This is a genomic window from Marinobacter sp. ELB17 (assembly GCF_000169375.1).
GTDB lineage: Bacteria > Pseudomonadota > Gammaproteobacteria > Pseudomonadales > Oleiphilaceae > Marinobacter.
Window position 1 is genome coordinate 130,502 of sequence record NZ_AAXY01000002.1, and the last position, 24,335, is coordinate 154,836.

The following is a 24,335-nucleotide window of genomic DNA, read 5'->3' on the forward strand; positions in this document are numbered from 1 at the left end:
TACGGATCAGTGCAGGTCTGAGCGGCGGATAACGCCAACGCCCAACCCTTCAATGAACAGATCCTGCTCGGTCAGATCTACTTCAATCGGCGCGAAGTCGTCGTTTTCCGCCACCAGATACACTTTGTTACCTTCTTTACGAAAGCGCTTCACGGTCACTTCATCACCTACCCTGGCCACCACAATCTGGCCGTTGTGAACGTCCTGAGTGCTGTGTACTGCCAGCAAGTCACCGTCTAGAATCCCGATATTCTTCATGCTCATACCACGCACTCGCAGCAGGTAATCCGCCGCCGGCGAAAAAAAGCCAGGCTTTAAAGTGCAGTGGTCTTCCACGTGCTCCTGAGCCAGAATCGGGCTACCGGCTGCCACTTGGCCAATCACCGGCAAACCCAGGTCCTGCTCGCTTTCTGGCAGGCGAATACCGCGGCTGGCGCCGGGCACCATTTCAATAGCGCCTTTGCGTGCCAAAGCCCGCAAATGCTCTTCTGCCGCATTGGCGGAGCGGAAACCCAGCTCAGCTGCAATTTCGGCGCGGGTGGGCGGATACCCGGTTTCATCCAGGTAGCGGCGGACGATATCCAGCACTTGGGACTGCCTGGCAGTGAGTTTCATATTTGGGATCCGCTGCGTCATAAAATACCCTGTTTGTTTATACAGTGGTTTGACTATATACAGTGTTTTATCCAGTGTAAACCCTGTTTATGGCATTTTCCCCACTTGCTCGGTTACCAGAGTCAGGCACCTAATATGCTATGGTAATTCTGTCGTTACAGGCCGCGCTTGCAGCGCTGAAGACTGATTGAAAGGTGTAATAATGACGCAAAAGAACGTCTGCAGAATTCCCTCTGTAACCCACACTGCCGGCGGAGCAGAGCGCCGGGTTGGTGTAGAAATCGAGCTTTCGGGTTTAAGCTATGAAGCGCTGGTGCACGAAGTCGCCAATCTGCTGAACGGCGCGCCGCAACCGCGGTCGCGCTACGTAACCGCAGTAGACACGCCACTGGGCGAGTTCGTGATCGAGCTGGATTCTGATTCCATTAAAGATCTGGACCTGACCGGGGCCGACGTGCCGGAAAGCCTGCGCGAGATTGGCGGGCAGGCTATGGACGTAATCGACGCCGCAGCCGAGCGTATTGTGCCGCTGGAAATTGTCGGGCCGCCCATCGGTTTTTCCCAGGTGGAAGAGGTTGAGCGGCTGGTCAAAGAACTGCGGAAACTTGGCGTTCTGGGCAGCCGCGAGTCCATTTATTATGCCTTCGGACTGCAACTGAACCCGGAACTGCCAGATTTACAGGCGCCCACCATTACGCGCTATTTACAGGCGTTTGCAGGCTTGTACGAGTGGCTGAAAAAGCGCCATCAACTGGATATCAGCCGGCGTTTTACACCCTACATAGAGCCCTGGGCGACTCGCTACACAGAACTGCTGATGAAAGATGACTACGCGCCATCGTTGGAACAGTTGATGGAAGACTACCTGCAGCACAACCCCACCCGAAACCGGGCACTGGATCTGTTGCCGCTGTTTGCCCATCTGAATGCACCGTTGCTGGCGCGGTACGTAAAAGACCCGCGCATCAAAAAACGGCCCACCCTGCATTATCGGCTACCGGATTGCGACATCGACAACCCGCAGTGGAATTTTTCTTCGGTATGGAATGACTGGGTAATACTGGACGACATTGCCAACAACAGCGAAGACCTGGCGCAACTTCGGGCTCAGTTTCGCGATTCCGGCACTATCAGCCTGCACAATCTGACCCACAGCAAACCGGAGACCATTCACCACTGGCTTGAACACAAAGGCTATGTCTGAATCGATATCTGAACGGATGGAAAAAGAGTCCCCGCCCGGGCTGACCATCGGCATCAGTGGCCCGCGCCGACGCGGACTGGCCCAGCGGTTGATTATGCTGGCGCTGCACATGCAAGGCGCGCGCACCCATTACATACGCCCCGGTGCCAGGGTGAACGTGAGCCTACTGGACGGCCTAGTGCTTTCCGGCGGCACTCACGTGCAACCGACGCTCTATGGCCAGTACCCCATGGTAACGGCAGATTACGATAAACGCCGTGATGAAACCGATCAGCGCCTGCTGACAGAAGCGGAAACCCTGGACCTGCCGGTGCTGGGAATATGCCGCGGCGCACAGTTGATTAATGTGCATCGCGGCGGCTCCCTGTGCCAAAACGTGACTCCACTGCGGCAGAACACACGCCATCGCCCGCTGCTATTGCCCCTGCAAACCGTTAAGGTGGTGGATCACACTCGCCTGAGCCAGATCATGCGGGCGCCGGTTATCGGTGCAAATCGTATTCACAGCCAAACCATTAAAAGACTGGGGCAAGACCTGCGCGTAGTGGCTGTGGATAACGATCTGTTCGTGCAGGCCATCGAAAATACCCGTGGCCAGTGGCTAATGGGGGTGCAATGGCACCCAGAGTATCTGCTTTACCACAGCGGCCACCGCCATATACTCCGCCATTTTGTAGACGAAGCCTGTCGCCTGAAAATGGCCAGACTGAACGCCGAGCCTTAGCCGTGCGTTAACCGTTTTTTAACCGTGCTTTAAAAATCCCGGGTATAAAAAATGTCCAGCGAGGCCGCCAGACCACTGGCGGCCTCGAGATAGAAATAGCGCCCTAAATCGTACCGCAACGCCACCGTGGTCACCGGCTCAAAAATGCCCACGCCGTAACGGATGCTGAGTTCGTCGGTCAGATAACCGCTGGCCACCACCGCGGTCTGGTCGCCGCTGCCCTCGGCTTCAAGGGTTAAATCACGAATGCCAAACTCTGCGCCCAACGCGCCCGTTATCTTGTTGGCTTGGTTCAGACCCAATGACAGCGCTGCGCGACTCATTTGACCGTCGTCTTGCTGGCTTTGCGGGGCACGGCCCAGAATCAGGTACGACAGCGCATCGGTTTGCGGCATCTCCGGGCTGGAAAACACTTCGGTCTCCGGCGACTGCACCGGCCCCTTCAACCGCAGCCCTGCGACGACCGACCCGACCGTGCGCACAGCTTCCAGTTCCAGATAAGGCTGGCTCAGGTTGCCTACAAACAGCAACCGGGCTTTACGCAGGGTCAAATCCTGGCCATAAGCCTCAAAGCGGCCTTTGTTGAGCCGCAAAGTGCCGCGGGTATCCATATTGTTGCCAATCCGCAGGGTTCCGCTAAGGTCGCCGGTAGCGCCGAACGCCGCAAACGTGACCTTGTCATCGGGGCTGCCTACGTTCACCACCACGTCCATCGTTAACGAGCGAATCACCGGCTCGGGTTTTTCAACCCCCACAATCACTTCGTCATCAGACACAGATACCGCCCGCAGCGGCAGCCCGCGGATTTCTATAGCGCCACGGGGCACATTAATACGGCCGTTAACCAACAATTCCCCACCGGAAAAGGCGATGGTCAAGTCCGGCGCGACTTCCAGCTCGGCGTAAGGCTCAATGTTGATGGGCAGGCGTTCGCCGCGCAAAGACACGCTGCCGCTGGGCAGGTCGCTTTGCCAGTCAAGCTCGCCCTGAAGCACCAGCTCGCTGCGTTCATTGGCTCGAATCACACCATTAAGGTTGGCGTTGTAGCCTAGCATTTCAACGGTGACGTTGATTTGCTCCATGGCCAGGGGCAAACGCGGGTCGATCACCCGGCCGTCAGACAGGGTTAATTCGCCATTCACCGCGGGCCGCATTAGCGGGCCAGACAGCTTACCCCGGCCGTTAATCTGGCCGGCTACCTCTTCCAGACCGGTGAAAATGCCCAACAGCGCAATGTCCATGCCGCTGAGCTGGAAGTCGCCGCTAAGGGTGCGTTCGGACGCAGCCGGATCGATACTCAGGTCTGCCTTTAGTGATCCCAGTTTTGGCCCGGCCAACGCCAACACTAATTGCGCCTCAGACGGCTGCAACGTCAAGCGGGTAGACAATGCGCTGTGGCGCAAGGTTTCCCAGTCGCCATCCAGCAGAATTTCGAAGTCACCCGCGCCCGCATCCAGCTCTATCGTGCCGCTGGGTCCTCCAACGCCCATGGAAAAATCGATGCGGCCATTGATATTGGCGTGCCAGCGCAGATTTTCCGGCAACAATGGCGCCAGCGCCTTCGACGGCAAGTTAATGATGCGGTATTCAACATCTGCCACCGGCAACAGCGTCTGGTCGCCGGCGCACAAAGCGCTTTGCTGCCACTGCCAGCAATGTTCGGCAAAAGTCAGTTGCGGCTCGGTGCTTCCTGTCGCGGCCTTGAAAAACAGGGCTGCGGGCTGGCGCAGCTGCCAGCGTTGGTCCTGCCCGGTTACCAGCACCTCACCGCGCCTGAGCTCGCCTTGCCATTGCTGCCACTGCTCACCCGCCGCACCAGCCAGCGCCAAGCGAACTTCAACCTCGCGGTGAATCATGTCCAGAACCAGCTTATGTTTCTGGCGCGTGCCATCCAGCGTTGCGTCCAGCTGCTCAACGGTCTGGCCACCGGTTTCAATACCTCGGGCTTGAAGCCGGCTGCGGATTGCCCCCGCCGCATCAAGGTTGGCGCTAAATTCCACGCCCGCAAGTTGCAGCTGATCTGCCCAGGCCAAAGCCGTTGCTGAAATACGGATATCCGCCTGGGGCTGCTGCAACGTGCCTTTTACTGTTAAACGGGCGCTGGCCTGCCCGCGCAGACTTTCCAGAATCGCTTCTGGCTCAGGCAAATTCAGGTCCAGCTCGGCTTGTAACTGCTGGCCCCACTGCCCTTTGCCAGCCAAGGTGTTGTCGCCAATAGCCGCATTTAATTGAGGCACCTGCCAAAGCCCGTCTGCGGCACTGGCTTTAATCTTTATACGGGTGGTTTGCCCACGCCACAGGCCGGCCAGATCTACGTCTGCGGACATCTCTGGCATGCTCGCCGATTCTGGCCACTGGCCACTGGAACGGATGCTGCCATCCAGACTGGCCTGCAATTGCGGCACCCAATAACCCGGGTTGAATTTCTGCATCTCCAGCGTAGCCTGCCACGATAGCGGCTGCGCCAGACCAACGTTGGCATTACCCATCAATGTGCCGGCGCCGGTTTGCACCTGTAAGCGGGAAACAGTCAGTTGCTGCAGATCGCCCTCAAGTTCCGACTCCAGGCTGGTATCTCCGGCAGGGCCGCCGGCAGTAGCCGCCAGCGTGGCGGTATAGCGTTGGTCTTGCCAGTTTGCCCGCAGCTTCAAGGTATCAATGTTGACCGGAGGTTCCTGCATATCCGGCAGCAACGTGTGCCAGGGAAAGGCGTTCATGGTCAGATTGGCATCGGCGGCCAGCTCGGGCAGCCAGGCTGCGCTGCCGGTCAGCGCCAAGGTCCCGTCGCGCCCGGCGTTGTCTGCAGCCAATGTCAGCTCCATATTGTCGGCGCCCTGGGTGGTCACTTTTCCAGCAAGGTTAAGCTCAACCGGGCCAGTGGTTCCTGGCAAAGTAGCCTGCACGCTGGTTTCGAAACCGTTGGCTAAAGAGCCCTGCAACGCCAAGTTCAGACTGTTCAGCGTGAGCGTTGGTGGTAAAGAGGGGGCTGCCAAAAAAGTATCTGAACGAATGTTCAGGCTAGCGGGCAGGTCTGCCCGCAGTGGTTCAACGCTGCCTTCCAGAATTGCGTCGAGGTAACCCTGACTGCTGCCGCGAACGCGCAGGTCGCGCACGCTGCCCGCCAAAGCCAGGTCTATAGTCCAGTGATCCCCCGAGGGCGGTGGCAGTACGGCACTGAAGTCCAGCGCAACCGGCCAGTCGCCGCGGGTTTGAACCCGCCCGGATGCGGTTAGCTGAATGCCGTCACGCTGATAAAACGCCCGGTCTATCAGCCAGCTTTCACCGGCACCGCCGGCAACCAGCTCTACCGTGTCCCAGATTTTGTTGCCGTTAACAAAAAACTCGCCCAGGCGAATCTGGTCTGCGCGAATACCCAACGGCAGACCGATGTCGGGCAGCAGAATGTCCGATCTGGGGCTATCGTCTTCGTCGGCAGACGGCTGCAGATTCAGCTCTATGGTTTGCGCTCGTAGATGGTTCACACACAGCCGCTTTTGCAGTAAGCACTGCGGCGACCACTGCAAATCCGGCGCCTGCAATTGCAAATCAACGCCGTAACCACGCCAGCTTAAAGAGGTAGCCTGCCAGCGGCCCAACAACGAGCCCTGCCCGGCTTGCACTTCCAGCCCCGGGGTCTGCTCAATAAACCAGGCCGTGCCGGTTTCCGAGCGCAGCGCCAGCAGCACAAAAGTCAAAAGCAAAAGCGGCAACAGCAGTACGATGGCAGTCACAATAAGCACCCAGAACCACCAGCGCTGGCGCCGCGGTTTTTCCGTGGCTGCGGACTTGGCTGACGGCTGCGGCTGCTGTTTTTGATTCTGTTCTGTATTCACAATTCCGGCCCCATGGAAAAGTGTATGCGCCAATCACCGCCGAATTCCGGGTTCAGGCCCTTGGCAATATCCAGCCGCAGCGGCCCTACCGGACTTATCCAGCGCACACCAACGCCGACTCCGGTGGCCAGTGGATCAAGCAACTGATTAATGGCATTGCCGTGGTCCACAAACAGCGCAGAACGCCAATTATTAACAAACTCGTACTGGTACTCAACACTGCCAGCAATCAGATAGCGCCCGCCTTCGGTGGCACCATTATCATTTAGTGGCGACAGGGTTTCATAGCCGTAGCCGCGCACGCTCTGATCACCACCGGCAAAAAACCGTAACGACGGAGGCACATCCGTGAAGCTGTTGGTTCCTAGCCCGCCGATTTGGAAACGCGCCAGAAAACGGTGCTTGTACGCCAGCGTGGTCAGGCCCTTGGCCGAGGCCTTGATGTGTAAAATGTCGGCCGCAGACAGCAAGGCCCGATGAGCACCGCTGACGTCGATGCGCAGGTTATAACCCTTTGACGGGTCCAGCGCCGAGTCTTGCACCAACCTGGAATAACTGGCACCGGGCAGCAGCAGGCTACTGGTGCCGGTTTCGTCGTCGTCACCGATCGTGTATCTCTCGCCTTCCCAGCGCAGCGACAAAATTTGGAGCCAGTCGGTTTCAAATCGGTGTTGCCACTGCAGACCCACAGTGGCCAGCTCCGATTCAACGTCTTCGATGTCCTCACGCTGCAAACCGCCACCGAAGCGCAGGCGGTCGGCCATTGGCGGGTCCAGCGGGATTTCATACCAGGCGCTGACGCTCTGCCGAAGCTGCGCGAGCTCGGTGTCGGCACTGCGGCTGTGGCCCTGCGGGTTTACCCAATGCTCGCGCCAGTTACCGCGAAAACGCGGCCCTACGTCGGTCGAAAACCCCACGCCGGCAGACAACGAGCGGCGTTCGCGACGGGTGAGCTCAACCTGCACCGGAATGACGCCGTCTTCCGCACTTTTTGGAACGGCGTCAATATTAACCCCGGCAAAATAACCGCTTGCGGACAGGTCGCTGCTTAGCTTGGCAATTTGATCGGCGTGATAGGGGGTGCCCGGCTCAAAACTGACAAACTTGTCCAGAAGTTCTAACTCAAACCAATGGCCTTCGGCAAAGGCAACCTCGCCCAGGCGATAGCGCTCACCGCTGTCATACGCTAGAGCAATGTCAGCTTCGAGGGTTTGCGGGTTTACGGTCAGTGCACGGGTGGTCAGTTTGCCGTCAAAATAACCGCGGCGGCGAGCGCGGGTAGGCAAAGTATTGCGCAGGGCGTCGTAATCGCCATGATTGAGTATGTCGCCCAACGCCGGCTTGGCCGGCAGGTTGCCACTAAATCGGGAGTCTTTTGCCCCCGGCCCGCCAATATCGACTTGCCGTGTTTTTACCCGCACCGGTTCACCGGGCACAACGGTTAGAAGCAGGCGTGGCTGATTGTCAGCGTCGGCATCGCCCGGCTCCAGCTTCCAGCTGATCTCTGGGTTGTAATAACCCAGTGCCTGCAGCGCTTCGCTGACCTGACTTACCGCGGTAGAGGCATAACGCCGCAAATTACTGGCGCTGCGCCCGTCTACATCGCCAATAAACGCTTCGGCGTTATCCTGCAATTGCGGATAATTGCCCTGCACCTGTACTTTCACCTGCTGGCCCAGAGCTGGCATTGACACGCCAACCAGTGCGAGCATTACAAGCACGGTGCGCCGCAGGCTGGCCAGAATTTTTTTTGATGCCATGGAGTGAATTCTGTTCCTAAGCCGCCAGGAGTCTATGCAATCTGGCGCGCCTGAAATTTTTTATAAGATGCCGCAGTGTAGCTTACCCACTGCTGACAAGTCGTTCAGCCACTTAAAATGCGCTAACCTTGGCGGGCAACCCTCTTTAAAACGCTCACACATTACCAGCCGGACCTCTTTCATCATGTTGAATATAAACCGTCAAAAACTCAGATCCAGCCGTGAGTTTATCTGGTTTCTGCTGGATTTTCTGATGCTGGGCCTGTTGATGGTGAATATGGCCTTCATCATCTGGGATTCCATTTACAGCTTTGTCGCCATTCAAAATACCTTGAAAGAGATCTTGCCGGCATTGCAAGCGGCTTATCAGCCAATTCACGAAAACTTTATTTTTTACGACTTAGTGTTTGTAGCCGTCTTTTTGACGGAATTTTTTGTCCGCTGGGGCCACGCTGCGAAAACCCGCGAATACGGCCGATGGTACTTCTACCCATTCATTCACTGGTACGACTTGGTGGGCTGTATACCGATCGGCGGCTTCCGTATTTTACGCTTGCTGCGGGTAATCTCGATTGTGCACCGGTTACACCGCTACGGCATCATCGATATTACCCAGTATCGGGCTTATCAGTTCATCAACTTCTATTACGAAGCGTTCATGGAAGAGATTTCAGACCGGATCGTTTTAAAAGTCATCAGTGGCATTCAATGCGAAGCCGGCCGGGGTTCACCGCTGGTGAGCCAAATTCAGCAGCAGGTGCTGTATCCGCGGCGGAAAATGATCAGTAACTGGCTGTCTGCCCGGGTTGCGAAGGCCGCCGCAGAAAGCTACGTGCCGAACCGCGGCGCCCTGCGCAACTATCTGGAAGCTCGGGTTGACCACGCTCTGCAGCAAAACATCGAACTATCGCGCTTGAAGCTGTTACCGGTAGTTGGTGGAACCATCGCCCGCACCCTGGAAGACTCGGTGGGGGATATTGTCGCCAACATTGTTCATCAAATTCTGGAAGACCTGGCCTCAAGCGCCAATCACGCATTTATTGAAGACTTGGTGGCAGCTGTGTTGCCAAACAGCGAATCAGCGCGCAAGGGGCACCAGGCTAACCAGGCGTTGATCGAGATGATTCAAGAAATTCTGGAAGCCGTAAAAACGCAGGTAAAGGTCAAACGCTGGCGCGAAAACCTACCGTGATAATGAGGACCAAAGCCCGGGTGCCGATAAGAACGCCCAGGCTTGCTGTTCTTTTTCTCCAACGTTAGGGTTATTATTCAGTAATTCTGTGACATAAATCTGTAGGCCCGCTGTTATAGTAAATAAGGCGAATCAACACTAGGTTAGCGTTTACGCCTGCTACCCATTTCTCTAATTTCACAATTTCTGGATGAACATGTCACCGCAGAAACCCGCCGACTCAGAAAAAAAGCGGTTACAGGAAACCGGATTCATTCAACCCCAGGGCGTGTTACTGGCACTGGATAGCCAGTTCTTCATCCAGCACTGCAGCGAAAACGTTGATGAATTGCTGCAATTACCTTACACCGCAGTGCTCGGCCGCAATTTCGACGAGTTCGCCAACACCGCCGACATCGAACAGATACTCAGCCTGAAAGGCCTGGGTGACTGGCGCTCTTCCGGGGTGCTGAATCTGCGCATCCGCCGGGGCAACAACTGGTTGAACTGCAACGCAGCGGTCTCTTATGACAACCACCACTGGCTGGTAGAACTGGAACTGCAGGCCGAGGCTCAGGATCAGAACGCGTTTTTCGGCCAGGTGTTCATACCCACACGGGATCTGCTGTGGCAGCTTAACCGCGAGCAGGACCTAAACAGTTACACCCAAAAAGTGGCAGAACTGGTGCGCCAAGTGACCGGTTACGATCGGGTGATGATGTATCAGTTCGATCACAACAGGGATGGCGAAGTGATCGCAGAAAGCCGTTCAGCGCAAATGAACAGCTATCTGGGAAACCGTTTTCCGGCGCCGGATATTCCGGCCCAGACCCGGGCGCTTAATAGCCAAAATCTGACGTGGGTGACCGCTAACAGAAAGTGCGCCGCGGTGCCTGTGCATGGCGCCCCGGATATCGGTACTGACCAGCCCCTGGATATGACCTATTCGGCATACCGTTCGCTGCCACTGGTTCACCTTGAGTATCTCGGCAATATGGGTGTAGCAGCTGCTCTGACCATTTCGCTGACCCAGAATGGCAGGCTCTGGGGCATGCTGACGTGTCATCACAACACCCCGAAAAATGTAACTCTGCGAGAGCGAGAGCTGTACGAATTTATCGGTAGAACAATTTCCATCAAGTTGCCAGATTTGCAGCGCAATGAGCAGCCACTGCTGCAACCAGAACAGGATTTCCGCAGACTGGCGGAGCTGTCCCATGATATGACCGTGCGTTTGCAGGGCGACGGTACGATTAGTTATGTTTCGTCAATTGTGAAAACCCTGCTGGGCCACACCGTAGAAAGCCTGCATGGAACACCGTTCACCCTTTTGCTGAACGATGAAGGCGTCGACACCTTCGAACGGGCCCAGCGAGCGCTGGAGCAAGCTGGAGTAACGCAAAAAATCACCCTCAAACTTCGGCATACAGACCGCCATTCAGTGTGGGTAGAAACCACGATGTGGCAGCCTGAAAGCGGTGCCGGCCCTGGTCAAGGCGTGGTTCTAACCGCTCACGATGTGAGCCAGCGCCAGAAATATCAGCTGCTTATCGAGGAGCTACACCAACGCAATAGCCTGCGACAACAAGACCAAGACGGCAATGATCAGCAACCGGTTACCAGCCAAACCTTTTTAGACCAGACGTCTGAAGCCGTGGTTATTGCCGGTGCCGATGGACGAATCCAGTCCGTTAACCGCTCGTTCTGTGAAATTACCGGTTACACCTCAAAGGAAGCGATAGGCGGTAGCCCTTCGATTCTAAAGTCAGGGATTCACACGACTCATTTTTATGAAGCGTTGGGGCTCTGCCTGAGCGAAAACGACCGTTGGAAAGGTGAAATCTGGAACCGCCGCAAAAATGGCGAGGTCTATCCTCAGCTGGGCAGCATTTCCATCATTCGTAACGACGACGGCAGTATCCGCAACTATGTGGCGGTTTTTTCCGACGTATCCAAAACCAAAGAAGCCGAAAACAATCTGTTTTTTGCTCAGAACCACGACCCGCTTACGGGCTTGCCTAACCGTCAGTACTGTCTGGATAAAGTCAGCCATGTGATTGCGGAAAGAGCTCAGACTGTGCATGAGGTTGCTGTTGTGTTTCTGGACATTGACCGATTCAAACTGCTCAACGATGCTCGAGGCCATCACACCGGTGATAGCTTTCTGCGAGCGGTCGCCCGGCGCCTAGCCGAAGCTTGCCCGAAAAATGGTCTGTTGTGCCGCTGGGGCGCCGATGAGTTTGTGCTGGTGCTGGAGCAGGTCACAAACCGTGATCGCATTGCGGTTATTGTGCAGACGCTATTCAATGCGCTAGCCAAACCGCTGAAGCTCGAAGGCCATGAACTGATCCCCTCCGCTTGCGTGGGCATAAGTTTCTACCCCGAAGATGCCGCCGACGCCCAGGGGCTGATGCAAGCCGCGGAAACCGCGTTGTATCTTGCTAAGGAACGCGGGCCATCCAGCATTGAGCTGTTTACACCGTTGCTGGCCGAGCGCCTGCAACGTAAATTCGAGGTGGCCAGCGAACTTCGCCGGGCAGTTCAGAACGACGAACTGACGCTGAATTATCAGCCTCAGGTGGATTGCAAGACTGCGGCGCTGCTCGGAGTTGAGGCGCTGGTGCGTTGGCAGCATCCGGTGAACGGCTTGATGTCGCCCGCCACGTTTATTCCGTTGGCCGAAGAGCTGGGGCTAATCGGGTTACTGGGCGACTGGGTACTCGAAAAAGCCATGGCGCAAATGGCCCGCTGGCGCGACCAGGGCCACCCTATTCCGCAGGTGGCGGTGAACATTGCGCCACAGCAACTGGTGCCGGGATTCGCCGATCATATCCGCGACCTGCTAGCCAAACATCAATTACCGGCAAGTATGCTGGAACTTGAGATTACCGAAGGCGCTCTGGAGCGGGATGACCGCATCATCGGGTTGTTACAGGCATTGCGGGACATGGGCGTTCTGTTGGCCATCGACGATTTTGGCACCGGCTATTCATCCCTGGCCCACATCAAGCACCTGCCGGTAACCTGCCTCAAAATTGACAAGGTGTTTATAGACGACTTGCCAGACGACGCCTATAACGTTGCCATTATCAGAACCGTTTTGGCTTTGGGCCACAGCCTTGGCTTTAGGGTGCTGGCCGAAGGGGTGGAAACCGAAGAACAGTTCCTGTTCCTGGTGGAACAAGGCATCGACACTATCCAAGGTTACTATTTCGGTAAGCCCATGGAAGCCGGCGCATTGGAGCAGTGGATAGACAACCGTACTAAAGGGTAAGCGGTAGAGGATGAAAGCCAGACGTCGTATTCGGAGAAGTACCCGCTGCCAGTGGCAACTTCCAGACTTCCAGTTCTACCTTGCTGTTTGGCTCTACGGTGCGAATCATCGCCGGGTGGTCGTCGTTAATGGACCATAGGCGATAGTGGCCGTCAGTTTTGTCTTCGCGCACAAAAACGCCGCCGGCGTTGGCAGGTTACAATTCAGGTTCCGGTACGCCCACCAATAGCCTGCATCAGGGTGCTGAAGTCAGGTTGTCCAGCCATTGCTCGGCAGGCTGGCCGAAGTTGATTGCACCCTTTCCACGCCGGTGGCAATAGTCGTGGTGCAATTTTCTGGCCAACAAGGTACGAATGCTGTCTATTTCAATGATTTCCTGAGGCTGGGGGTTAGCCACACAGGGGCGCAAAATAAAGCCGACCCGGGGGCGGTGGTAATGCCTGCACCAATCTGACCCACGCCGGCTTTTTGTGGGCAATACCTGCATGAAACCCAGCACCGGGCCACACATATCTTGCCAGGCGATCGAAAGTATTTTGGGTACTGGTTCAGAACGCATATTATGCGTGCCAAAAAGTGACTTACGGTCGTTTCTGGGTGTAAACCAAATGACAGCGTTACAGTGCTTGGCACATATGTGTCACATAGTCGTCACAGAGCTTTTCTGCTAACCCAAACACGAAAAAGGCAGACCAGTAAGTTACCGGTCTGCCTTTCTATTATATGGTAGCGGGGGCAGGATTCGAACCTACGACCTTCGGGTTATGAGCCCGACGAGCTACCAGACTGCTCCACCCCGCATCAAACTGTGAGAACTTTATACTATGAATACACCGTCAGGTCGGACTCATAAGCCGAAGGTCGTCTCTCCCTTCGTCTTTCAGGGTAATAGGAGCCCGAAGAACTACCAGAATGCTCCACCCCGCATCAAACTTGTTGTTAACTGAAAGATTTTTGATCTGCTTCCGGCTAACGAGGAGCGCATATTACGGGCTGATTGCCCTGGTGTCAAAGGCTAAATTTGTATTCGTTATGTAAGCCTTCCAACCGCCAATACTGTTTGCCAATAAAGCTTCGATTAGCGCCGGGAGCTATGCTTGCGGGTATGATGAATAATCGTATCTTGCGTTAAATATCGTCACGAACATCGCCAGAGGACCACTGCCATGTCGGATCTGTACTTCAAACTGATCAACACCTCATTAGGGCAAACCGCAGCCAATACTCTGGGCTTACCCGCTCCGGTCCCTTTGCGGCGGCTAAAACGGGTCGACCAGCCGTTTATTGAGGGCGATGTTCTGCTGGGTGCGGCCGGCGGTGGGAAGCTGATTTCTGAGGTGGGGCGAACACTGGGCGCCAGTGCGGCCAAGCTCTATCACGCCAGCGGCGATAAACGACTGGTGGATTCAGCCAAGGCTGGAAACCGGACAAAGCCCATGGTTCTGCCGCTGAGCAAGCCTGGCAACTTTTCTGCCCTGGTGTTTGACGCCAGCGGCATCAAAACGCCCGACGAGCTGAGCGGGATGTATCAGTTTTTTCACGCCAGTATAAAAAGCCTGGCTCAACACGGGCGGGTGCTGGTTCTAGGCCAGCCCGTAAAGAACTGCCGCAAACCGGCCCATGCAGCGGCACAACAGGCGTTAGACGGGTTCGTGCGCAGCGTCGCGAAAGAAATTGGCAACAAAGGTGCCACTGCAAACCTGTTAAGGGTAGCCACGGGCGCCCAAAGCAACCTGAACTCCAGCCTGCGGTTTTTTCTGTCTGCAAAATCAGCGTATGTGTCCGGACAGGTTGCCCAGATCGATAAAAGTACCAGCGCGGCAGTCTCCAACCCTGTGGCGCCTCTCACCGGCAAGCTGGCCCTGGTGACCGGCGCGGCCCGCGGTATTGGCTTGGCCATCGCACAAACCCTGAGCCGCGACGGCGCTACCGTCATCGGAGTGGACTTACCCGCCGCACGACAGGAATTACATCAACAGATGCAAAGCCTGAAAGGCCATGCCCTGGCGCTGGACATTACCGAAGCCGATACGCCCCAGGTGATTGCCACGTTTATTGAGCAGCTCGGTGGCTTGGACCTACTGATTCACAATGCCGGCCTTACCCGCGACAAAACCTTGGGCAATATGCCAGAACAGTCTTGGAACGCGGCCATCAGTGTGAATTTGACAGCGGCCATGGCCATTACCGAAAGAATTCAACGGCATGAGTTATTGCACGCTAACGGGCGCATTGTGTGCCTGTCATCGGTTAGCGGTATTGCCGGCAATCGCGGGCAAAGCAATTATGCTGCGGCAAAAAGCGGGCTTATTGGCTATGTACAGGCTGAGGCTCGGCAGCTCAAAAACGGCACCACTATAAACGCGGTTGCGCCCGGATTTATTGAAACTAACATGACAGACGCCATGCCCATCGCCGTTCGCGAAGCGGGGCGGCGCATAAACAGCTTGTCCCAAGGGGGGCAGCCGGTGGATGTGGCCGAAACCGTCAGCTGGCTTTGCAGCCCTGGGTCGGGTGGCTTAAACGGCAATGTGGTGCGGGTTTGCGGGCAGTCTTTACTGGGCGCTTAGCGCCGGCAATTATCATTGCACATAAAAAAACGGGCAGCCTCAATGAGACTGCCCGTTTTTCAAATATGGTGGGTGGTACTGGGATCGAACCAGTGACCCTCGCCTTGTAAGGGCGATGCTCTCCCAGCTGAGCTAACCACCCAGATAGTTGGCGGAGCGGACGGGACTCGAACCCGCGACCCCCGGCGTGACAGGCCGGTATTCTAACCAACTGAACTACCGCTCCGCAGCCATCCGGATTTACCCGAATGCAATGTCAGGTGTTGTGCCTGACTGATCTTTAAAGGATAAGTGGTGGGCGGTACTGGGATCGAACCAGTGACCCTCGCCTTGTAAGGGCGATGCTCTCCCAGCTGAGCTAACCGCCCGCTTTGACCTTTCAAAGATTCACTGTTTGCATCTGCCGCTTGGCAAACGTGTCTCAAACAACTGAGCGGCGCATTCTAAGCATTTCTGCCCCGGTGTCAAATGTTTTGCCTAAAATTCCTTTAAAAAGCCGTCACGCCGGAAATTTGTTCATTCACTGACCTATTTACCGATCCGCCTACTGGCTGGCGAGCTTCGCCTGCAGGTTATTCACTTCCTGCGACAATCGCACCAGGCGCGATGTCATTTGCGAACGCGACGAATCAATCACCTCAACGGTTTTTTTCAGCTCGGCGATTTCCCTCTGCACGGCGTCCGGCCCGTTACCACTGGTTGTGCTTGTAACCGCTTTTTCCAGGGCAGCAATACGGCTTTCAATACTGCTGGTGGTCAGTTTCTGTTCCTGCTCAAAACGGCGAATAGACGTCGCGATACGCTCGTCAATGCTTTTGGTTAAGGTATCGGTTTTCTGATTTGCCGCGGCCAGTTCGGTTTTAAGCGACGATGCGCTGGTCTGAACAACGCTCACTCTGGCCACCAGCTCGGCGCGCTCGCTCTGTTGCAGTTTTACGGCTTCGCTAAAAGCCGCTTCTGCGCTCGCCACCGAGGTCTGAACGCTCACCAAATCGTTACGATTTTTGCCCAGTGCCGTTTCAAGTTCGCTAATCGCAGCCGCTTGCTGCTCTAGCTGCTGCTTGTTGCGCTCATTGGCAATAACCCACAGCTTGCGAATTTCACTATCGGCGTTATCCAGCCGCGCCTTCTGTGACGCCAGTTGTTCATCCAAAGACAAACCGGCTTGCTGGAGGTTTTCGCCAGTTTCAGACAAGGTACCTTCAAATCGCGCCAGCGCCAGCTTGCTTTGGCGTACCCAGCTGTCGGCTTCTTCCACCTGGTTTTCCAGTGCCTCAATACGCTGACCCTGAATGTACCAGCCGCCACCGGCCACGCACGCCAACAAGATAACCAGCAGCCACAAAAACCCAGCGCCACCACTGCCATTACCTTGCGACCCGCTGCCGGCCGCGGCTTTCGGGGTTTCAGGGGCCTTCCCCGGCTTGCTCTGGCTGGTTGGCGCGGGTTTGGCGCTGCCCGCAGCCTTGGCAGAGCCCATTGGGCTATCCGGCCGCTCGGCTCTTAATTCATCTTTATCTGGTCGAATAGGTTCCATATCGGGTCCTTAACTGAGTCGCTGTTCTGTGCTTGCGCCGCGCCGATTGCATGGCTTTGGGCCACATCATACAATAGGCGGCTTTCCAATCATCGAAGGATTGTTGCTTATGCAACCGCTGGTAGGACTCATCATGGGTTCCAAATCCGACTGGCCCACCATGGAAAACGCCGCCAACATGCTCGACAAACTTGGCGTGGCCTATGAAACCAAAGTCGTTTCCGCCCACCGCACCCCCGACCTGCTGTTCGAATACGCCAAAACTGCAGCCGATCGCGGCCTGAAAGTTATCATAGCCGGCGCCGGCGGTGCAGCCCACCTACCAGGCATGGTAGCCTCGCAGACCTCCTTACCTGTGCTAGGCGTTCCCGTTCAGTCCAAAGCCCTGAACGGACTGGATTCACTGCTGTCTATCGTGCAGATGCCCGGCGGCATTGCCGTGGGCACTCTGGCCATCGGCAACGCAGGCGCCACTAATGCCGGTTTGCTGGCTGCACAAATTATTGGCACCTTTGACCCGACCGTGCGCCAAGCTGTTGACCAATTCCGCAGCACGCAAACACAAACGATTCTGGACAACCCGGACCCGGCGGTTCCGTAACGGTAGCGCCAGAATCAATAAGCGCATTTTCATCGACGCGCCCGATGCTGTAATGAAGCAAGCACCAAAGTCAGCCAGCACGGATGGGGTGGCACTTCCAAAACTGTGCGGAGCCATGGATGGCGGAGCTCAAGCCGCACAGGGACGTTTTAAGGCGTGTTTTGGAAGCGTTGCCCCATCCGTGCGAACACTCGAATCAAGTTGCGAATCAAAATGACAGGAGAAAACAAATGAGAATTGGCGTACTAGGCGCCGGCCAACTGGGAAGAATGCTCGCCCTGGCAGGTTACCCACTGGCCAAAGACTTTGTATTCTACGACATGTCAGGCAGCCCCAGTGCCGGCATAGGCGAAACCATCAGCGACCCTAAAGGCCAAAGGCTGGACGAGTTTCTGAGCAAGGTTGACCGCGTAACTTACGAATTTGAACACCTACCGGTAGAAGTCGCCGAAAAGATTGCAGCGAAAACCACCGTGCACCCCTGCCCCCGCGCATTGCGGATATGCCAGAACCGCGAAGCCGAAAAAACACTGTTTGGCCAGCTGGGCATTCCTACACCGCAATGGAAAATCGCAGACAGCGCCGAAACGCTGCGGGCCGCCGCTGAAGAGCTCGGCTGCCCGGTAGTCGCCAAGTCCAACACCGAAGGTTACGACGGCAAAGGCCAGGCAGTATTGAAAAGCTCGGAAGACGCCGCCGCTGCCTGGCAGAGCATCGGCCACCCACGCCTGATGGTCGAAAAGTTCGTCGACTTCAGCCGCGAACTGTCGATTATTGCCGTGCGCGCCGAATGCGGCGATGTGGCGTTTTACCCCATGGCGGATAATGACCATCATCAGGGCATTCTGCGCTACTCCGTTGCCCCGGCGCCAAAATTACAACCCCACCTGCAAAGCGAAGCAGAAGACTATATTCGCGGCTTACTGACCGAATTGGACTACGTGGGCGTATTAACACTTGAGCTGTTTGAAACACCAAACGGCCTGGTAGCCAATGAAATGGCTCCGCGAGTGCACAACTCCGGGCACTGGACCATAGAAGGCGCCATGACCAGCCAGTTCGAAAATCATGTACGTGCCGTCAGCGGACACGCTCTGGGTAATGTGGAGCCACGGGGGGTCAGCTGCATGATCAACATTATTGGCGAGCACGGCGAAATCGAACGGATTTTACAACTGCCCTACGCCCATGTTCACCTGTACAACAAGCAGGAGCGACCTGGCCGCAAATTGGGCCACGTGAATATTCTGGCCGACAGTTACCAGGAGCTGGTATGGCGGGTTCTAAATTGCGCTCAATTTTTGCCCGGTTGCCCGGAATTTAACAGCTCCTTAATTTCAAAGGGTTGATCTGGCATAAAGCGGACCTATAGTTAGTAGGTGTAGCGAAGCACTGATAACGAAGCAATCTATATAAAATCGAGAGAAAACGGAGAACGACCTCATGGCCTTTGAACTACCTGCACTGCCGTACGAAAAAAATGCTCTGGAACCGCACATTTCCGCGGAAACTCTGGATTATCACTACGGCAAGCATCACAACACCTATGTCACCAAGCTGAACGGCCTGGTTGACGGTACCGACGACGCCAACAAGTCGCTGGAAGACATCATTAAAAGCGCCAGCGGCCCGCTGTTCAATAACGCAGCCCAGGTGTGGAACCACACTTTCTACTGGCATTGCCTGAGCCCCAACGGTGGCAACGAGCCAACCGGCGCAGCGAAAGACGCCATTGAAAAAGCCTTCGGTTCTTTCGATGACTTCAAAAAAGAATTCAACGACAAAGCCGCCAACAACTTCGGCTCTGGCTGGACCTGGCTGGTTAAGAAATCCGACGGCAGCGTTGCCATTACAAACACCAGCAACGCAGAGACGCCACTGACTGGCGCAGACAAGCCTGTGCTGACGGTCGACGTTTGGGAACACGCCTACTACGTGGATTACCGCAACTCACGTCCAGATTACCTAGCCGCTTTCTGGAAGCTGGTAAACTGGGACTTCGTGAACAAAAATCTGGCTTAAGCAGGTCAAACCAGGGACGAGCCAAAATAGAGGACGGATTTGAAATCCGTCCTCTAGCAAAGTAGACCGCGAAGATAGGGGGACAGATTTCAAATCTGTCCCCGGTTTCTGTCCCCGGTTTCACCCAAAAAAATGCCCGCCGAGTGCGGGCATTTTTGTGGGTGAAAAGCAGCGAACACCTGTATTTCCGAACAGAGTTGCCACACAGGTCAGTGTTTTTAAGCCATCAAGCCGCTAAACTCTATCGGGGACGGATTTCAAACCCGTCTCCGATAAAGTTTACTAGGGACAGATTTGAAATCTGTCCCTCGTTTTTGTCCCTGCTTTAAAAACACCAAAAGGACACGCCATGACAACTACGATCGGCCTGATTATAATTGCCGCCATTGCCCTGTTCCTGATCATTATCTACAACCGGCTGGTGGCTTTGCGCAACCAGTTCCGCAACGGATTTGCGCAAATTGATGTGCAGCTGCAGCGCCGCCACGACCTGATCCCTAATTTGGTAGAATCCGCCAAAGCCTATTTAAGCCATGAAAAAAACACCCTCACCCAAGTGATGAACGCCCGTAACAACGCCGTTGATGCACAACAGGAAGCGGCTAAAAATCCCGATGACGGCAAGCGTATTCAACGCCTGGGCGGCGCCGAAAACATGCTGACCAAAGCCCTCGCCAACTTTTACGCCGTGGCCGAAAACTACCCGGATCTGAAGGCCAACGAAACTATTCAGCAATTGATGGAAGAGTTGTCCAGCACCGAAAACCGCGTGTCATTCGCACGCCAGGCCTATAACGATACAGTAATGACCTACAACACCTATCGCGAGCAGTTCCCCAACAACGTGATTGCCGGGTTGTTCGCCTTTCAAGAAACCTCGCAGCTGCAACTGGAAACCCCGGAAGCTCGCCACGTACCCAAAGTCTCATTTTAAGCGGCGCCGACACCCATGGCCCATTCGCCGTTCTTTCAGCGCCAGGCCAAAGCCCGGCGTAACACTTTACTGCTGGTGGCACTGTTTTCGACCGCAGTCATGCTGATTACGCTGTCGGTGTGCGTGGTGGGCTACATGGTTACCCGCAGCAGCGCCAGCGCCCTGCCCTTCCACCACTGGCTGCTAACCAGCCACGGCTTAATTACCGCCGGCGCCAGCATCGCGCTGATGGGCGTGGGCTCGCTAATACGCTGGATTGATCTGGCCGATGGCGGCCGGCGGGTAGCCGAAATGGTGGGTGCCCAGCCTATAAACCCAGACACCAACGACCCGCTGGAACGGCGCCTACGCAATATTGTTGAGGAAATGGCCATCGCCAGCGGCGTGGCAGTGCCCGAACTCTACGTGATGGATCAGGAAACCGGCATTAACGCCTTTGTGGCCGGTTACAGCCCCGCTGAAGCAGTGATGGTGGTGACCCATGGCGCACTCACCCAGCTTACCCGCGATGAGCTCCAAGGCGTGGTAGGCCACGAATTCAGCCATATTCTGAATGGCGACATGCGCCTGAACGTGCGCCTGATTGCCTTATTGGCGGGCATCCTGATGATTGGCCAGATTGGGCTATTTCTGGCTCGCGCAGGCTTCTACAGCGGCGCAGTGCGCACACGCCGGGACAGCCGCGGCCAGTTCGCCCTGGGTACCTTGGGCGTAGTGCTTGTTGTGATTGGCTACGCCGGCGTGTTTTGCGGCCGGCTGATTCAGGCCGCCGTGTCCCGCCAGCGCGAACGCCTGGCCGATGCCTCATCGGTGCAGTTCACCCGCAACCCGGATGGTATTGGCGGCGCGCTGTTCAAAATAGGCTTGCAAGGCAGCCATCTGGACACCACCCGCCACGCCAGCGACATGAACCACATGTGTTTCGGCGAAAGCACCCGCATGAAGTTTATGGGGCTGCTGGCGTCGCACCCGCCCATTGAAGAGCGCATCAACGCCCTGCAGCCAGGGCTGATCACCCGCTTGCGCAGCCGCCTGCGTAATACCCGCAGCAGCGAGGCACTGCGCAACACACAGGCCGAGAACAGCGCACAACGCCAAGCCAACACTCTAGGCAATGCGCCAGGCAGCACACCAGAAAGCATCCAAACCAGCACACAGGCCAGCGCCATGGGTTTTGCTGACCCGGCTCCGTTTAACACCAGCACCAACAGCGGTTCCGGCTCGCCGCTGGCGGGCAACAATCGCTACCGAATAGCCGCAGATACGCCTATGTCGGTGCGCGTTGGGCAGGTGTACCCGGGTAGTGAAAGCTATGCCAAGGACCTGCTGAGCCAACTACCGGCCACTTGCCGCGGGTTGCTCTATACCCGCGCCGGTGCGGTGCAGCTCAGCTACAGCCTGCTGATTGCCGACTTGCCCGCAGACCAGCAGCAAAGCTACCTGGCCCTGCTGCCTGCGCATCCGGTGGTCGGCCACCAAGAGCCGATTCTACAAAAACTGCTGCCTACAGTAACAGCGCTGGGCGCAGCAGCCCGCTTCCCGCTGCTGGAGCTGGCCATGCCGGCCTTACGCAAGCTGGACCCAAGCGAACAGCAACAGTTAATCCGCAATGTGAAAGCCCTGGCTGTCGCCGACAAGAACGTTTCACTGTTCGAACTCGCCCTCACCAGCTTTTTTAGCCGCCATTTATCACCCCGGGCGGGACGGGCCGTGGCGGTGAAGCACCGCAGATTTCATCCGGTATTGCCGGCTTTAAGGCAGCTGTTCAGCCTTTTAGCCAGAGCCAGTGCAGACAACCCGCAACAGGCTCAGGCGTTGTTCAGCCAGGCCATGGCCGGTTTTGGTGTGAGCGGTGATGCGGTTCCGGAAATACGGACAAGCGTAAGTCTGCGCGAGCTGAATCAGGCCCTGGCAGAGCTTAATAAACTGTCGCCGCTGTTGAAGCCTGCGATTATCGACGCCAGCGCCGAATGCGTGAGCCAAAATGGCCACATCAGTGTGCGGGAATACGAGATGATGCGACTGGTCGCAGACCAGCTGGACTGCCCCATGCCACCGCTTATCGACTAAGCGTTGGGACCGGCCCGGGGACAGATTTTAAATCTGTCCCTTATCTTGGGCTGAACAAGCCGTCAATCGAACGGTCCTCGCCGTTATCCGGAAGGCCCAGCTTTTCACGGATGTGCAGGTCGATTTCCCGCAACGACTGGTACTTGTTGTCGGTGACTGCCGCGGCGTCTACTTTGCCCAGCATGATGGTCGGGCGCAGAAATACCAGCAGATTCCGCTTCACCCGGCTTTCTGATTCCGACGAGAACAGCCGACCCAAATAAGGAATGTCGCCCAGCAAAGGCACTTTGCTCTTCTGCACTTCGTAGTCGTCTTTCATCAAACCACCCAACACGATGGTTTCACCGTCGTCTGCCAGTACGGTGGTTTTTATTTCACGCTTGTTGGTGATCAGGTCGGAGGCCCCGGCAACGGTGGTGGGCACCACATTCTCGGTGGTTTGCTCCACCACCAGGCGCACCAAACCGTCAGCGCTGATGGTCGGCGTTACTTTCAGGGTTAGGCCCACGTCGCGACGTTCGATGGTGGTAAAAGGATTGGTGAGCCCTTCACCGCTCACCGCCGCCTGGCCGGTACGAAACGGCACGTTCTGGCCCACAATGATTTCGGACTCCTGATTGTCCAAGGTTATAATACTGGGCGTAGACAACAGATTCGCCGCAGACGATGTTGAAAGCGCCTGAATCAGAAGCCCCCAGGTTACTCCGTTGCGGTTGCGGTCACCGGCGCCTGCGGTTAAACCACCGGCCAGAGCCGGCACCGTGCCATCGCCCAATACCGCACTGATCACCTGATTCAAACCCAACATACCGCCACTGGCCAGGTTGGTTCCTAGCACCGGAAAGCCGCCAGAACTCTCATCACCCGCGGCTAACTGAACACCCAGCTGCTCCCCCATGTTTTCGCTAATTTCCACGATTGCCGCTTCAATCATCACCTGGGCGCGGCGTATATCCAGCGCCATAACGATTTGCTCAGCTTCTTGCATTAATGATGGCTCTCCGCGAATGACCAGGGCATTCAGGCCTTCATCGGCAAATACCGCGAACTGACCACTGGGGCGATTGTCGCCTGCGGTTTCTCGCACCAGCTCGCCCATCACGCCTTTAAGCAAGTCCGCCAAGGATTTGGCGTCGGCGTTTTTCAACCGCAGCACCTTGGTAGCGCCGCCGCTAGCCGAGGGCTGGTCCAGCTGGCTAATAAGGCCACGCATTTTAGCGCGAAAGTTTTGATCACCCCGCAGAATCAACCGGTTACTGCGCTCGTCGGCGGTTACGCTGTACTTGCGAACCGCGTTTTCAGTGCCATTACGGGCCAACTCATCCGGCGCCAGTTCCTGTAACAGGGTAACCATGTCGCCCACCCAGGCTTCGTCCAGCTGAATCACTTCCACCTCGTATTTGGCCGGGCTGTCGAGCTCTTTTACAAGCTGTTCAATGCGTTGAATATTGGCGTAGTGGTCACTCACAATGAGCGCGTTGGCCGCCGGCACCGCTGCCAAATGGCCGTACTTGGCGACCAGCGGGCGCAATATCTGCTCCAGCTCCTGTGCGTTGGCGTTATCAATCTGAATCACCCGGGTAACCAACTGTTCCGAAGGCGTAGTGGAAAAACGGTCGAGCGACTCAGCAGACTGTTTGGCGTCTACCTGCTGCACCACCTTGATGACTTCTTCGCCGGGAATGGCCGTAAAACCGTGGACGCCCAGCACCGCCAGAAACAGATCGTAAATCTGGTCTTTGTTCATCGGGGCGCTGGACAGCACCGTCACTTTGCCTTGTACTCGTGGGTCAATCACGAAGCTGTAACCGGTAATGTCGGCTACCTGGGCCACAAAAGCGCGAATGTCGGCGTCTTTCATGTTCAGCCGCCAAGTACCTTCCTGGGCCAGCGCCGAAGACATCAACGGCAGTAACATAAACAGGGCAAGCGCCCGCATCAGGTTGGTCGTGTAAATAGGCATCTGGCAGTTATATCCCGTTTGTGAAGCCTGGTTAACGTTAGTCTGTGCAACTATAGC

16 protein-coding genes, 4 tRNA genes and 1 pseudogene are annotated in these 24,335 nt (G+C 56.2%); 10 read left to right on the forward strand and 11 right to left on the reverse strand.

Features of this window, described 5'->3' with window-relative positions; genetic code table 11:
* Positions 1–6: 6 nt before the first annotated feature.
* Positions 7–615 carry a transcriptional repressor LexA gene (gene lexA / locus MELB17_RS03365; RefSeq protein ID WP_007348730.1) on the reverse strand — a complete coding sequence of 203 codons (609 nt, stop codon included), beginning with the start codon at positions 613–615 and terminating at the stop codon, positions 7–9.
* Between the two features lie 202 nt (positions 616–817).
* Between lexA and MELB17_RS03370 the strand changes: the two genes are divergently transcribed.
* Positions 818–1,819 carry an amidoligase family protein gene (locus MELB17_RS03370; RefSeq protein WP_007348731.1) on the forward strand — a complete coding sequence of 334 codons (1,002 nt, stop codon included), beginning with the start codon at positions 818–820 and terminating at the stop codon, positions 1,817–1,819.
* A complete protein-coding gene (locus MELB17_RS03375) occupies positions 1,812–2,543 on the forward strand; it encodes a gamma-glutamyl-gamma-aminobutyrate hydrolase family protein (protein WP_007348732.1) in 732 nt (243 codons plus the stop codon). Before MELB17_RS03370 ends, MELB17_RS03375 begins: the two co-directional genes overlap by 8 nt.
* Positions 2,544–2,572: 29 nt before the next feature.
* Here MELB17_RS03375 and MELB17_RS03380 read toward each other — a convergent pair whose 3' ends face one another.
* Positions 2,573–6,376, reverse strand: a complete 3,804-nt coding sequence (locus tag MELB17_RS03380) for a translocation/assembly module TamB domain-containing protein (RefSeq protein WP_007348733.1) — start codon at positions 6,374–6,376, stop codon at positions 2,573–2,575.
* The gene (locus MELB17_RS03385) at positions 6,373–8,136 is read right to left on the reverse strand and encodes an autotransporter assembly complex protein TamA (RefSeq protein ID WP_007348734.1); all 1,764 of its coding nucleotides are present in this window, start codon (positions 8,134–8,136) and stop codon (positions 6,373–6,375) included. Before MELB17_RS03385 ends, MELB17_RS03380 begins: the two co-directional genes overlap by 4 nt.
* Before the next feature lie 184 nt (positions 8,137–8,320).
* On the opposite strand from MELB17_RS03385, the gene MELB17_RS03390 reads away from it, so the two are divergent.
* Both MELB17_RS03390 and MELB17_RS03395 read left to right on the forward strand, forming a co-directional pair.
* Entirely contained in the window at positions 8,321–9,328 is a 1,008-nt protein-coding gene (locus MELB17_RS03390; RefSeq protein ID WP_036183503.1) for a hypothetical protein, read from the forward strand.
* Between the two features lie 196 nt (positions 9,329–9,524).
* Positions 9,525–12,581 (forward strand): EAL domain-containing protein, encoded by a 3,057-nt coding sequence (locus tag MELB17_RS03395; protein ID WP_157133242.1) that lies wholly within the window; start codon positions 9,525–9,527, stop codon positions 12,579–12,581.
* On the opposite strand, the pseudogene MELB17_RS03400 reads toward MELB17_RS03395, so the two are convergent.
* The 3 genes and pseudogenes from MELB17_RS03400 to MELB17_RS03410 form a co-directional block, all read right to left on the reverse strand.
* Positions 12,571–12,759, reverse strand: a pseudogene (locus tag MELB17_RS03400) (hypothetical protein); the annotation flags it as partial. The gene MELB17_RS03395 and the pseudogene MELB17_RS03400 sit on opposite strands and share 11 nt — an antisense overlap.
* Positions 12,760–12,816: 57 nt before the next feature.
* Entirely contained in the window at positions 12,817–13,140 is a 324-nt protein-coding gene (locus tag MELB17_RS03405; RefSeq protein WP_007348738.1) for a hypothetical protein, read from the reverse strand.
* A gap of 165 nt (positions 13,141–13,305) precedes the next feature.
* Positions 13,306–13,382: transfer RNA gene (locus MELB17_RS03410), tRNA-Met, on the reverse strand.
* A 365-nt stretch (positions 13,383–13,747) separates the two neighbouring features.
* Between MELB17_RS03410 and MELB17_RS03415 the strand changes: the two genes are divergently transcribed.
* Positions 13,748–15,151 carry a 3-oxoacyl-ACP reductase gene (locus MELB17_RS03415; protein ID WP_007348739.1) on the forward strand — a complete coding sequence of 468 codons (1,404 nt, stop codon included), beginning with the start codon at positions 13,748–13,750 and terminating at the stop codon, positions 15,149–15,151.
* Between the two features lie 66 nt (positions 15,152–15,217).
* On the opposite strand, the gene MELB17_RS03420 is transcribed toward MELB17_RS03415, so the two are convergent.
* The 4 genes from MELB17_RS03420 to MELB17_RS03435 all read right to left on the reverse strand — a co-directional run bounded on the left by MELB17_RS03420 (position 15,218) and on the right by MELB17_RS03435 (position 16,688).
* Positions 15,218–15,293, reverse strand: a tRNA-Val gene (locus tag MELB17_RS03420).
* A 7-nt stretch (positions 15,294–15,300) separates the two neighbouring features.
* Positions 15,301–15,377 (reverse strand) — tRNA-Asp (locus MELB17_RS03425).
* Between the two features lie 66 nt (positions 15,378–15,443).
* A tRNA-Val gene (locus MELB17_RS03430) sits at positions 15,444–15,519 on the reverse strand.
* 176 nt (positions 15,520–15,695) lie between these two features.
* The gene (locus tag MELB17_RS03435; RefSeq protein WP_036183413.1) at positions 15,696–16,688 is read right to left on the reverse strand and encodes a hypothetical protein; all 993 of its coding nucleotides are present in this window, start codon (positions 16,686–16,688) and stop codon (positions 15,696–15,698) included.
* 109 nt (positions 16,689–16,797) lie between these two features.
* Between MELB17_RS03435 and purE the strand changes: the two genes are divergently transcribed.
* The 5 genes from purE to MELB17_RS03460 all read left to right on the forward strand — a co-directional run bounded on the left by purE (position 16,798) and on the right by MELB17_RS03460 (position 22,315).
* On the forward strand, positions 16,798–17,289 hold the full coding sequence (gene purE / locus MELB17_RS03440) for a 5-(carboxyamino)imidazole ribonucleotide mutase (RefSeq protein WP_007348741.1): 492 nt from the start codon (positions 16,798–16,800) through the stop codon (positions 17,287–17,289).
* A gap of 230 nt (positions 17,290–17,519) precedes the next feature.
* Positions 17,520–18,638: a 5-(carboxyamino)imidazole ribonucleotide synthase gene (locus MELB17_RS03445; protein ID WP_007348742.1), complete on the forward strand. Its 1,119-nt coding sequence runs from the start codon at positions 17,520–17,522 to the stop codon at positions 18,636–18,638.
* A 94-nt stretch (positions 18,639–18,732) separates the two neighbouring features.
* Positions 18,733–19,311, forward strand: coding sequence for a superoxide dismutase (locus MELB17_RS03450; protein ID WP_007348743.1), 579 nt, complete (start codon positions 18,733–18,735; stop codon positions 19,309–19,311).
* 349 nt (positions 19,312–19,660) lie between these two features.
* Positions 19,661–20,245, forward strand: coding sequence for a LemA family protein (locus MELB17_RS03455; RefSeq protein ID WP_007348744.1), 585 nt, complete (start codon positions 19,661–19,663; stop codon positions 20,243–20,245).
* Between the two features lie 15 nt (positions 20,246–20,260).
* Complete coding sequence (locus MELB17_RS03460) at positions 20,261–22,315, forward strand: M48 family metallopeptidase (protein ID WP_007348745.1); 2,055 nt, start codon at positions 20,261–20,263, stop codon at positions 22,313–22,315.
* Between the two features lie 40 nt (positions 22,316–22,355).
* Here the strand turns inward: MELB17_RS03460 and gspD are convergent, their stop codons facing one another.
* Complete coding sequence (gene gspD / locus MELB17_RS03465) at positions 22,356–24,278, reverse strand: type II secretion system secretin GspD (protein WP_007348746.1); 1,923 nt, start codon at positions 24,276–24,278, stop codon at positions 22,356–22,358.
* Positions 24,279–24,335 lie beyond the last annotated feature (57 nt).